The organism is Streptomyces sp. SID3212, from assembly GCF_009865405.1.
Classification (GTDB): domain Bacteria; phylum Actinomycetota; class Actinomycetes; order Streptomycetales; family Streptomycetaceae; genus Streptomyces.
Genome location: NZ_WWJY01000964.1, coordinates 1 through 364, shown reverse-complemented (window position 1 = coordinate 364; position 364 = coordinate 1). Strand labels below are relative to the sequence as shown.

The window sequence follows — 364 nt, the reverse complement described above, 5'->3', positions numbered from 1 at the left end:
GGACGCGCGGCGGGTCTGGGGCCCGCTGACGGAGGGCCTGGACGTCCCCCGGGACCTGGACCTCGGCAACCGCGCCCGTGCCCTGCGCCGGCTCGGCGTCGAGGAGGCCGCGCACACCCGCCTGGTCGCCGCGGTCCACGAGCACCTGCCCCACCGGGAGGCCGCGCTCCTGGTAAGTGCCCGTCAGTGGCCGCTCCTCGCGGCTCGGATGCACCGCATGGACCAGCACGGCGTACCCGTTGGCGCGCACCTTGCCCGCCTGGCTCCCGATGACGCCCCCTGGCGCCGCGGCCGCGCCTCCGATGCCCCGGGCCGCCTGCTGCTCGCCGCCCACCAGGCGCTCACCACCCCGCTCGATGCCGAG

Annotated in this window: 1 protein-coding gene; it reads right to left on the bottom strand. The window is 78.0% G+C overall.

The annotated features are described in order from the left end of the window. Positions 1-364 (bottom strand): hypothetical protein (locus tag GT042_RS39500; protein WP_237531301.1); only part of this gene is annotated, 364 nt, incomplete at both ends.